General features: G+C 63.2%; 12 protein-coding genes. 11 read left to right on the forward strand and 1 reads right to left on the reverse strand.

Annotation, left to right across the window (positions count from 1 at the left end; all coding sequences use genetic code 11):
* Positions 1 to 2: 2 nt before the first annotated feature.
* The 11 genes from PSR88_RS40570 (at position 3) to PSR88_RS40620 (ending at position 9,830) form a co-directional block, all read left to right on the forward strand.
* A complete protein-coding gene (locus PSR88_RS40570) occupies positions 3 to 1,862 on the forward strand; it encodes a hypothetical protein (protein WP_016885097.1) in 1,860 nt (619 codons plus the stop codon).
* Positions 1,859 to 2,164, forward strand: a complete 306-nt coding sequence (locus PSR88_RS40575; RefSeq protein ID WP_016885098.1) for a hypothetical protein — start codon at positions 1,859 to 1,861, stop codon at positions 2,162 to 2,164. Before PSR88_RS40570 ends, PSR88_RS40575 begins: the two co-directional genes overlap by 4 nt.
* Positions 2,164 to 3,849 carry a M23 family metallopeptidase gene (locus PSR88_RS40580; protein ID WP_016885099.1) on the forward strand — a complete coding sequence of 562 codons (1,686 nt, stop codon included), beginning with the start codon at positions 2,164 to 2,166 and terminating at the stop codon, positions 3,847 to 3,849. Before PSR88_RS40575 ends, PSR88_RS40580 begins: the two co-directional genes overlap by 1 nt.
* Before the next feature lie 81 nt (positions 3,850 to 3,930).
* Entirely contained in the window at positions 3,931 to 4,224 is a 294-nt protein-coding gene (locus PSR88_RS40585) for a hypothetical protein (RefSeq protein WP_016885100.1), read from the forward strand.
* Positions 4,221 to 4,772: a hypothetical protein gene (locus tag PSR88_RS40590; RefSeq protein ID WP_016885101.1), complete on the forward strand. Its 552-nt coding sequence runs from the start codon at positions 4,221 to 4,223 to the stop codon at positions 4,770 to 4,772. Before PSR88_RS40585 ends, PSR88_RS40590 begins: the two co-directional genes overlap by 4 nt.
* Positions 4,773 to 4,783: 11 nt before the next feature.
* Entirely contained in the window at positions 4,784 to 6,823 is a 2,040-nt protein-coding gene (locus PSR88_RS40595) for a type IV secretory system conjugative DNA transfer family protein (RefSeq protein ID WP_029539821.1), read from the forward strand.
* Positions 6,823 to 7,413, forward strand: a complete 591-nt coding sequence (locus PSR88_RS40600) for a DUF4913 domain-containing protein (RefSeq protein ID WP_016885103.1) — start codon at positions 6,823 to 6,825, stop codon at positions 7,411 to 7,413. Before PSR88_RS40595 ends, PSR88_RS40600 begins: the two co-directional genes overlap by 1 nt.
* Before the next feature lie 34 nt (positions 7,414 to 7,447).
* Positions 7,448 to 7,861, forward strand: coding sequence for a hypothetical protein (locus PSR88_RS40605; RefSeq protein WP_016885104.1), 414 nt, complete (start codon positions 7,448 to 7,450; stop codon positions 7,859 to 7,861).
* Positions 7,858 to 8,379 carry a hypothetical protein gene (locus tag PSR88_RS40610; protein WP_016885105.1) on the forward strand — a complete coding sequence of 174 codons (522 nt, stop codon included), beginning with the start codon at positions 7,858 to 7,860 and terminating at the stop codon, positions 8,377 to 8,379. Before PSR88_RS40605 ends, PSR88_RS40610 begins: the two co-directional genes overlap by 4 nt.
* 145 nt (positions 8,380 to 8,524) lie before the next feature.
* Positions 8,525 to 9,277: a GTPase domain-containing protein gene (locus PSR88_RS40615; protein ID WP_083853161.1), complete on the forward strand. Its 753-nt coding sequence runs from the start codon at positions 8,525 to 8,527 to the stop codon at positions 9,275 to 9,277.
* A 166-nt stretch (positions 9,278 to 9,443) separates the two neighbouring features.
* Positions 9,444 to 9,830 (forward strand): hypothetical protein, encoded by a 387-nt coding sequence (locus PSR88_RS40620; protein WP_157180223.1) that lies wholly within the window; start codon positions 9,444 to 9,446, stop codon positions 9,828 to 9,830.
* 304 nt (positions 9,831 to 10,134) lie between these two features.
* Here PSR88_RS40620 and PSR88_RS40625 read toward each other — a convergent pair whose 3' ends face one another.
* Positions 10,135 to 11,487, reverse strand: coding sequence for a hypothetical protein (locus PSR88_RS40625; protein ID WP_016885108.1), 1,353 nt, complete (start codon positions 11,485 to 11,487; stop codon positions 10,135 to 10,137).
* Positions 11,488 to 11,490: the final 3 nt, after the last annotated feature.

Here is an 11,490-nt window from a genome sequence, read left to right on the forward strand (position 1 = left end):
CAGTGGCCAAGACCAAGACCCCCAAAGCGGTGAACATCAAGGTTCTCTCCGACGAGGACCTCGCACGCCTGGAAGCCCGTGAAGCAGCGGCGACCAGCCTCTTCCGCAAGAAAGTGCTGTCAATACTGGTCAAACGGCAGTACGACCGGCGGGCGAACATCGCGGCGAACGAGCGGGCCCGCTCCGACTCGTCCGACCGTGACGTTCATGCCCTGGACGAGCGCGGCTTCTCCGGTGCCGGCGGCGGCCGGATGGGCGCGATCCTGCCCCCAGTCGAGTTTCGTGGCACCAACATTCAGGTGGCGGGAATCAACCCATGGGTCGTGGGAGCGAATGCCCCTCTGCTGGGAACCCCACTGGGCCACCACCTGGCACCGCCGCATGCACCGGTTTGCTTCGACCCGCTGTCGGCGAAGGAAGCGAAGGCGATCACCGCTCCTGCCTGCATGATCATCGCTCTCAACGGCTTCGGTAAGTCGACGTTGCTACGCCGGATCGCTCTGGGCGACATCGCCGCTGGTGTGCGCGTGGTGTGGCCGGGCGACGTCAAGCCGGACGGGCGGAAACTGACCGAGGCCGTGGGTGGTCAGTGCACCGAGGTCGGGTACGGCGGGATCGGCCGGATCAACCCGCTCGATCCCGGTCTGATCGGGGTGGCGATCAACCTGCTCTCCGGTCGGATCGCCGAACTCGCCCACCGCATCGAATTCGAGACCGACCCGTCGTTGCGGGACGCGCTGACGCTCGAGCGCCAGAAGTTGGAACTGCAACGTCAGCAGACTCAATACGCACTGCATGCGCGGCAGGAGAACATCACCGCCGCGCTGTGTGAGATCGTGCGCGGAAAGCGGCTCGAGGACTTCGAGCAGACGCTGCTCGCGTCGGCGATTCGCCTGCTCTACACCCCGGTAGCGCAGGGAGGTGCGGGGTTCACCTCCGAGAACCCCGCAATCCTCGACGATTTGATCGCACTGCTGACGTCGAACAGTCAGGAACTCAAGGACGACGCGGTCGCCGAGACTGACGAGGAGTATCGGGCCGCGATCCAGGGGTTGCGTCGAACGCTGCGTTCGATGGTGAAGGGCCGCTTCGGGGAGGTCTTCAACGGGCAGTCGACCGTCCGCCTCGATGTCGAGGCACCCTCGATGTGCCTGGACATGTCCAGCGTCCCGCAGGACGACAAGATGATGCGTGCCGCTGTCCTGATCGCAGGGTGGAATGAGGCGTTCGCGACGATCGAAGCCGCTCACGTACGAGCAGATGCCGGCTTGGGACCGAACCTCGCATTCAACGTGCTCATGGACGAGCTTTGGCAGGTCCTCGCGTTGCCGATGATGGCCGAGCGCATCGATGCACTGCTGCGTCTGCAGCGCGTGGTCGGTGTGGGGATCACGTTCGTGACCCACTCGATCGAGGAGCTGGAGAAGGCCGGCGCTCTGGGCCTGATCGAACGGTGCCGCGCCCGCATCATCGGCCCGGTTCCGTCGGCGGAGATCGAGCGTCTCGAGAAGGTCATCCACTTCTCGCAGATCGAGAAGCGCATGCTCACGAACTGGTCGGATGCCGCAGATCTGAATTCCCCGATCGACCAGAAGACGGCGCGGCGGCGCCAGGCGGCGGAGAAGGTCCGTCTCGCGGCCGAGAAAGCCGGAATCGTGTCGGTGGCGAAACAGGCTCCGGTCCCGAATCCTGTTGCAGCCGGTACGGGGCAGTTTCTTCTCAAACTCGGTGAGGGCGATCGTCCCGGTGTGCCGTTCAAGGTGTGGGTGACCCCGGCCGAACTTGCGTCGGGTATCCACAACACCGACGAGCGTTTGAATGCCGCCGTCAAGGATCGGGAGCATACGGGGTTCGCCGCATGACGGCCGCGCGCCGCCGCTACCGCGTGGTCGACGATCAGACCAAGGCCGATGCGGTGGCCACCGCCATCAAGTGCATCGAGGGCGGTGACTCGTTCACCGCCTCCTGCGCCGCGGTGGCGGCGCAGCTCGACGTGTCCGAGACCGCGGTGCGCAGTTGGGTCAACGCCTCCGGCCAGCGGCCGCAGCCGTCGTGGACGGTCGTGAGTCGGCTGCGCGCCGATCTCGCGGCCGCCACGGAACTCAATCGCCGCCTGGTGAATCGGTACGCCCCGGCCGACTGCGGGATGGGCGCGGCCCAGTAATGGAATCGAAGAACAACTCACTGCTGATCGTGGTGCTCGCCCTGGTGATCGGGATTCCGACGTCACTGATCGTTCTGCTGGCCATCCTGTTCCAGGACGAGGAAGAGCAGGCCTCGACGGACTGCCTCGGCGGTAGCGGCACATCCGTGATCGGTGGCGACATGATCGCCCCCGCCGGATCGTTCATCAAGCCGGTCGACCCGGCTCTGGTGACGTTCACCTCCGGATTCGGTGAACGCGATGGTGCCCAGCACGAGGGCATCGACCTGGCCGGTCCGATCGGGACCCCGATCTACGCGGCCGCCGACGGCACCGTCGCCGACGCAGGCGAAGCGAGCGGCTTCGGGCAGTGGGTTGTTCTCGACCACGTGATCAACGGGCAGCTGTTCTCCACCGTCTACGGGCACGTCGACACCTACCTCGTCGAAGCTGGCCAGCAGGTTCGCGCGGGCCAGCAGATCGCCACCATCGGCAACCGGGGTGAATCGACCGGCCCGCACCTGCATTTCGAGACGTGGCCGGGTGGCCGTACCGGCGGCGCGGCCGTCGACCCGAAGCCGCAGTACGACGCCGCACCGGCACCGGGCGAAAAGTCCGATGCACCAACACCGAGCCCCTCCGGACCGCCCACCCCGGCCCCCTCGGCGCCCGGTGGCGCCGACCTGGCGCAAGCACTGCCGGCCTCGGCCGGGTCCGAACAGAACATGCAGGTCAACACCAAACGCCTCATCCGGGCCCTGCACCTGAGATTCGGGGACCGCCTCGACACCCTCGGTGGATGGCGCGCAGATGGCGGCGGCTTCAACGACCACCCGAGCGGTCAGGCCGTCGACGCGATGATCCCGGACTACAACTCCGGGACCGGTGTCGCGACCGGCGACGCGGTTTTGGACTACGTGATGGCGAACGCCGATTTCTTCCACGTCGACTACGCGATCTGGCGGCAGACGTACTACCCGGCCGGTGGCACGCCGAACAAGATGGAGGACCGGGGCAGCGACAACGAGAACCACTTCAACCACGTTCACATCACCGTCAAGGGCGGCGGATTCGACGAAGCCACCGTGCAGTGGGGCTCTCTGCCCGGCGGCAGCGGTCAGGCCACCAAGTCGGCCACCGACTGCACCATCTCCGGTGACGGCCTGGGCGATACCCTCGCCGCCGGTTCGGTGCCCGCCGAGTTCGCACCATGGATCGAACGAGCCGGGGCGCTGTGCCCACAGATCAGACCTTCCCTTCTGGCGGCACAGCTCGCCGCGGAGAACGGCTTCCGGTACGGAGCCAATGCACCGGTCTCGAACACTGGTGCCGGTGGTCCCGCACAGTTCATGCCGGGGACGTGGGCGACCTACGGCAAGGACTACGACGGTGACGGCCGCGTCGACATCAACAGCATCGGTGACGCGGTCATGGCGCAGGGCACCTACATGTGCACCATCGCGAAGACGATCGACGGCTGGATCGCCGACGGATCGGTCAAGGCAACCAACGGCCGCACCGAGCTGTACCTCGCCGGCTACAACGCCGGTGAAGGCGCAGTCCAGAGCTCCGGCGGCTTCCCGACCGGGTCCACCGACTACATCGTCCAGACCCGCCCGTACGCCGACAAGATCATCGCCAACGAAGCGCAGTACCGCGCCATCAACAAATATCCGACGGCAGCTCTATACTTAGAGACCTCTTAAAGTAGAATCTATGTGATGCAGCATGCACCTCCGCATTCGTTCGAACATCCCAATCCTCTCCCACGAGAACGGAAATACCCGATGAAGCGCTCGGCATTTCTCGCGCTGATGATGTGCGTCGCCGGCCTGCCAGCCCTCCGCTACGGCTGGGAGGTGCGGTCATCGGACCCGTACCGCGGAACTTGGTGCGTTCCCTTCCCGAAGGGCTCCGGCCACTTCTATTGCGACGGAATCCCAACCTGGCAATTCTTTGTCGGCGCCGGCGTCGGGTTAGTCGTCATGGCACTTGTTCTTGTGGCGCTCGTGGTCCTGCAACAGATTGGCCGTCCGCTCGACGCCGCGCAGGCAGCCCGGAACAGAGGAAAGGACGTATGACCATGCGCTTCTCGACGAAACTGCTGCTTACGGGAGTGTTGTCCACAACGATGGTGTTGGCCGGTTGCGGTTCATCCGGCACCGATGACGAGCCCTCGGGCAGTGACGATCACGTGCACATCGACCCCCTGGACCCGGCGCACCTCGACGCGGACGGCACGGCCGTCACGGCGATGCAGGCAATCCTCTCGTGGCAGCCCGCAGTCGACGAGAGCAAGTCCGATGCGTTGCACCGCGCTCGCCCCTGGCTGGGTGGGGAACTGGCGACCACCGTCGACAAAGACAACGGTGCAGCGACTGGACTTCGACCTGATCGGGAGTGGTTGGCGTGGCAGCAGGCCGGTGACGCACTGACCGCCTCCTGCACCAAGGCCGACAGCACCCCAGCGGCTCCGGAGGGAATGCGGACCGTCGTCATCGACGTCAGCTGCCGACAGACCGTGCTTCACACCGCCGGATCGAGCACCCCTCTCGCCGAACAGACCTGGCGCACCACCGTCACCCGCACCGACGACGGTTGGCGTCTGACCGACTTCCGCTACCAGTAAGGACAACGACCATGACGGAAATGCGTCGCGACCGGCCCCGGGTAACCAGGAACAAGGAGATGACGGTGCTCAAAGCCATCGCCGTAGCGATCCCCGCCTCCTTCCTGCCGGTATTCGCCTACAACCTCGGTGGAGGTGAGGAGATCCTGTGGCACCCGATCGGCCTGTTCCTCGATCTGGGAATGGGAAACCGGGCGTGGCCGGGTGGCGCGACCGCTGTACTGATCGGAGAAGTGGTCGCCATCGCGGCGCTCGTGGCGGGCGGGTTCTGGCTGCTCAAGAAGACGGGGCGGCTCGAGAAGATCCAGGAGAAACGCGCGGAGAAGCGGATCGACAAGTACGCCGACTCCATGACTGATCCGCGGGACGTCGAGCAGGCCAGCCCGGCCGCGTCCGCCGACGAGACGAGGCGGCTTGCACCGACGATCAGCGAGACTCATCCCGGTCACGGCGGCATCGTCATGGGCAACACGGTCAAATCGAACCGTGAACTTCGGATGCCGTGGGAGTGGGTATGCATCGCGATCGCCGGCTCCCGAATGGGAAAGTCAGCGACCCTGGCGATTCCGGCCATCTGCTACGCCCCCGGATTCTGCCTTGGCACGTCCAACAAGCCCGACATCTACACCCACACCCTGTACCTGCGTAAACAGATGGGGAGGGTCTGGCTCTTCGACCTGGAAGGTGTGACCACCGGCAATCGGCGTGAGAGGGCGAGCTTCTGGTTCAACCCGTTGCGCCGCGTCGACGACCTGCCGTCGGCGCGGGTGGTGTGCGACTACTTCATCTCCGCCGCCACCGACGACAATGCCCGGGTCGACGCCTACTTCGACGGTGCCGCCCGGGACCTGTTCGGCTCCTACCTTCTCGCCGCCGCGCTCGCCGGCGGCGATCTTCGGCACGTGGTGGACTGGCTCCGCGAAACACAGTCGCAGATCCCGGTGAAGGTGCTCGCCCAGAATGGGTACGCCGATCTCGCGAACACCATGCAGAGCAAGCAGAGCGTCAACGCCAAACAGCGGGACGGCTTCTACGACATGGCGCGCCGGTTCCTCGCACCTCTTGACGAGCCTCGCTACGAAGAGGCGATCCTGCCGAATACCCGGATCACGATCGGGACGGACAGTGACGGGCGAATCCTCGTCACCCCCGGCCGTGAAGTCCACGACCTGCCCGAACTCGATATCGACCAGGTCATTCGCAGTACCGACACTGTCTACGCCATGAGCAAGAAGGGAGCCGGATCCGCCTCCGCGCTCACCACAGCCTTGGTCGGCGCCATCGGGGACGCATTGCAGGAGTACGGCGCCCAACAGAGCGACGGGCGGGTCCCGATCCCGGCGGTCATGGTTCTCGACGAAGCCGCGAACATCTGCAAGCTGCAGCAACTCCCCGAGTGGTACTCGCACTTCGGATCGCGCGGATGCATCCTCATCACCATTTTGCAGTCACCGTCGCAGGCGAAGAAGGTGTGGGGTGAGACCAACTACGACGCCATGGTCGATGCCGCCAACATGATCTGGTACGGCGGCAACGTCAACGACAAAGGGTTCCTGGCCTCGCTGTCCGACGAGATCGGCGACCATTTCGTCGAGGTCGAGAACCGCAGCCGAAGCGGCGGCATGTTGGGCAGTGGGCAAACCACAATCAGCACCTCGCACCAACGGGAGAAGATCCTCACCGTCGACGACCTCAAGGCCCTTCCGCAAACTCGGGCCATCGTCACGATGGGCGGCAGCAAGCCGCTGCTGGTCCGCAAGAACTTCTGGGGCAACACACCATTCGCCGAGGACATCAAGCGGTCCCTCGCCGAGTGCAAGGCCAGCACCGACCGCATCGAGCAGAAGGCGCTTCCGGTCGGATTCTCCGATCGGGAGGCATCGGAGGAACCCACCGGCCCGATCCCACGGATCGCTGTCGCAGCCGACAAGGACCTGATCGAGGTACCCGTTCAGCACAACGTCGTTACGCCGACCACGGGCCTCGGCGTAACACCTGATGCCGTTGACGACATCTTCGAGTCCGAATTCTTCGCGGAAGGAAGGCAGTGATGGTCAATCTCTCAGCAACCGAGGACGAGTGGCAGACCGACGATGAGACCGGGTACGAGAACCCGTACGACTACGACCCGAACGCCGTGGACGAGAACGACCCCACCGTGGACGGGGACGATCCCAGCCTCGACCCCGACGAAGACACGGAAGAGATCGCCGAGGACGAAGACGATGAGCTCGAGGACGTCGAGGCCGACGAAGAGGATGGCGAGACCGCCGAGATCGAGCCGATGTATCCCAGCTACGACGCATGGGTCGAAGGATGGTTCACCCAGGTCATCCGCCGGAAGATGGGTCCCGGTGGCGGCGAGAGCGGTCTGGCCTGGGACGCGAGATGGTGGCTGTACCCCGAGGTCGCCGGCCGACTCAAATCCCTCTGGTTTGGATGGGAAGAAGCCCGAGCCTCCGACAAAGCGTCGGCAATGTCGAACTGGTGGATCCACCAGCTCGACCCGCATCTGCGGGTGATCTTCGACAGCGATTCCGGCCCCATGTCCCATGCGAAGGCCGACGGATCGTTCTCGGGCTGGCCCGCCCTCCCATACGAACCCATGCCACCCGGTCTACGTGCCGAACAAGCCGACTGAGCACCTGCCTCTTTTCGATCGAAAGGAGTCTCGAATGACCGCCAGCGAAAGCCTGTTCCATGCGCTCGATCCTGTGTGGCCGCTCATGGCCGCCACTCTCGGAGCCTTCATAGGCCTCTGCGCACTTGTTTCGGAGTACATCCACATCCGCAAATTCGGCTGGAACTCCTACATCAGCGACCGATCGAATCTGCTCCGGGTGGCTGCGGCGACGGTCATCACCGTGTTGTGTGCTGTGGGCCCGATACCGGCGGTCATCGAACTCGTGTTCCTCGACGTCCTTCCCGGCAACCCAGCTGGATACGGGGTCTTGCTCAGCGCCGGCCTATTCGCCACTCTGCTGCGTGGTTTTGCACCGGTTCCGACATGTTCGGTCGGGTGCTCACTCGACCGGATCCCTGATGCCGGGGGTGCGGGCGCCGGTGCGTCGAACGTAGAGCTGCAATGACGACCAGTCAGTGGCCAGCCGAAGCACGCGCCCAATACAACGAGCTTCGACAGCACATCTGCTGGAACTCTGACGGACGCCGTCCCACCGGGACCTTTACCGACGAAGCGAATGTCCCTGAATGGTTCCGCGACGTCACCGCGGGACTCCTCCGTCCACCGGAGGCACCCACCCTGCAGGTGGCGCGGATCTGGGACCCCGTGGACTGGCCGACACTCCTCGAGAACAATCCGAGATGCCCGGCGGTGAGCATCGGCCCCGATGGGTACGGCCCCACGGATCTGACCTGGCAGATAGTCGCGGACGCTTACCGCATCCTCGACGCCGCAGGAAAGACACCCTCCCTGGACATCGACATCGAGATCAACGCGGCCTCAGAGTTAGCGCTCGCGCCAACCGTGCTGTACTGCGGCGCATTGGATCCTGGTCTCGATCGCAATCTCATCGCGTGCGTCGATGCCTCACTAGGCGGGCAAATCCTCTACAGCAGAGACGACGGCGGCTGGATGTGGGCGTAGTGGCCCGCTCCCGAGAACACCGACCATCGTCTGATCGGGTCGAAACGAACCGCTTGTTACGATCTTCGAACGGAGGCTCGATGCCGGACGGAGGCTACTTCGTTTTGGGAATGCTCTCCTAAAAAGAGCCAGGAGGGCCCCGAGAATGGCAGATCCACTCAGCACCGCCGCGGCAGCAGCCAAGATAGTGCAGATTGCACAGCAACAAGGATGGTTCGGTAAACTAAAGGATGCTTTCGCCGAAAAGAGACCAGTCCTTGTACTTGGCTCGACAGGCGTGGGCAAGACCAACTTCTTGGAGTCACTCCAGAGCCTCGTTCCGGAGACGATCGATCGGCTGAATCGCACAAGCGCAGCCCAGCAACAGAAAATCAAAATTGATAAGGAAGTATTCCACTTCATCGATACCCCCGGCCAGATCGGTCACCAGTCCCGTCGCAGCCAGGCCATTCTTGGAGCGCTCGGAACCCCGAAACTTGGAGTGATCAATCTTACGTGCTGGGGATACCACGAGTACACGCATGGAGAGGACGAGGCTGTCGAAAACGGTCAACCTTCGGAGTCCTGGCTCGAAAAACACAGGAAAGTTGAAATCGAGGCCCTAAAGGAATGGGGACCTATGATGGGATCTAAGCCAGAATACTTCTTTACAGTGGTATCGAAGGCCGATCTCTGGTGGCCTCAGAAGGACAAAGTCCTGCGTTACTACAATGATGAAGATTACGGGACACTTCTTACCGATTTCGGAATTCGGAATCGGTCAGTATTTGGCTATTCGTCTGTTCGACATCCCTTCTACGGGATTGCACCCACATCGGGAAACTTTGACGATGATACGAGGTACAAATTGCAACAGTATCTCCTGAGGGAACTCCTCCGATCAGCGACGACTCGGTAAACCAATGGAACCAGTAGATCCAGCGATGGAACCGTCAGAACCCACAGAACATCGATCCAACGTCCGCAATGAACTAATCGATCGACTTCAATACTCGACCGAGCGGTTAGCGATGCGGGGTCGCCAGGTTGTCTTAATCACGCTCCTAAATTTAGGAGCATCAATAGTGGCAATGATCGTCTACAACAGTTTCCGCTACTCCCTTTTCTCGGAGAGTCGCGGACTACTCGTTCTAGTCTGGATCTTCCCGGCCGCCGTGACTCTCTATGCATTGTTTCAGATCGCCGGGTTCGATTCGTTACGCAAGCGGGGAGAGGCGGTGTTTGAGGAACTAAGCTATGACTTGCAGTATTACTTTCAAAAGTCGATTATGGACGAGTCGACTGAAAAAGACAGATTCGATGCGGACAAGATGAGGCTTCGGATTTCGTTAAGGGAATTTTCGTCGGTTTCAAGTCTTCCGATAGTTCCGGGCAGGTACGGAGCGGCCGCGTATGCAGCAGCCAATCTCGTTATTATTGTTGCTGCACTTGTCACCTTTTCAGTGTCCTAGCCGGCGCGTACGACAGGTTCTCCATACTGGATATTTCTTCTGTAGGGCGTGGTTGACGCCGCTGGCGCGCCTTACGCGGGTCAGAGCTTCGGATCACAGCCTGGGACGGGCTCCGTCACCAGCAAGGCAACGCAGCGACTGTGACAGTGCTGATTTGTCGGAGGCACGTTCTACACTGGCCTAGCGACGAGAACGAGGTCGCCACCCACTGCCATGGTCGACGGGGGAAGGTTCCCTGTCGCCCTGATCCGAGAAGTGTTCTCGGATCGGCGGGGTGGCGACCTCTTTCTCTATTCGGGCCGCTCTAGACCGAGTGCGCGGTGTTTCGGCGGTGTTCGCGGTCGAGTTCCGGTTCCTGATCGAAGGCGAGTTCGCTCTCTTCGTCGGGCCGCTGTTCGACGTTGAGGAGTTCCTTGATGGATCGAGGATGGCTGGACATGGCTGCCTTCATCGCGGGCGCAATGCTGGCGGCGAGGTTCGCGAGTTCTTCGTTGAGCTGAGTCAGATTGATCGGCGACAGATTGGCGGCGACGTCGTCGTCGCCCGCCACTGGTCCGGCTGCTTGGGCGAGCCCTCGTCCCACCGAGTCGAGCACGCTCTTGGTCTTGTCGACCTTCGACTGGCCACCGTTGGCGCGTGCAATTCCCCCCGATTCTTCCGCTGCAGATTCGGGCACAGGACCGAGCTGAGCTTCGGAAAGCTGGGCGAGCTGGTCGTAGGCGGGAAGACCCCGCGCGGCGACATATCCCAGTGCGACAGCAGATGCTGCGTCGAAGACGCGGCGATCGTTGGTCGTCTCTCGCTCGATGCGCTCCTGGTCGGCGGCATCGATTTCCTCTTTCGGTGTCTCGTTGGCGGCGTGGAAGAGGACCGCGTTTCGGCGGTCGTGCTCGCGCAGCGAGCGCAGCCGTGCGTCGTTGTCCTGGACGAGCTTGTTCAAGCGTTGGGCGTTGGCCGACTCCGCGCCTTCGAGGTGGCGTGCCGCGGCTGCGGCGGCCAGGACCTGGATTCGGGTCTGGTCGATCGGTGCCCCGCGGTAGACGCCCAGCACCTCACGGATCGGTTTGGGGCGGGCGACCTTTTGGCCGGTTCGACGGCGTCCCTCGACGTCGGTCAGGAACGCGGCGATGTCGTGCACGCGCTGATTCGGCGGCGGTGCGGTGCGCTGCTTCGACCGTTTCGTCTGGTTGTCGCGGGGTCTCGCCGCCACAGGGTCGACGCGTACTCCGTCGTCGACCGCTCGTATGGAGGTGCGGGTGGGTGCGGGATCTTTGGTGAGTGCCGGCGAGTGTGCGTAGTCGTCTGACCGGTCCGGATCGTCGGCAGCTACCCATTCACCGTCTTCGCCTGTTGCCCACGACGGGTCGAGGTCGAGTTGCTCTTGCGGTTCGAGCGAGCCCGCGTCGACCGCCGCGGATTCGTTGGATAGGCCGGGGACCGGTTGAATGCCGGCCTCGCGGTCGTCGGGCTCCTGCTCGTGGTACTCCCACTCTCCCGAGGGAGTTCGTCTCGGTACGAGTAGGCGTCGCGGTGCGTCGAGGTCGAGTTCCTCCTCGTACCCGGTCACCTCTTCCTCGTCGTAGTTCCGTTCGGCCCAATCGGCTTCCTCGTCCATGCGTTGCTGGTACTCGTCGGTGGTTCGGTCGATGTCGGCCACGTC

The sequence above is a fragment of the Rhodococcus sp. DK176 genome, from assembly GCF_038447315.2.
Taxonomy (GTDB): domain Bacteria; phylum Actinomycetota; class Actinomycetes; order Mycobacteriales; family Mycobacteriaceae; genus Rhodococcus_F; species Rhodococcus_F jostii_A.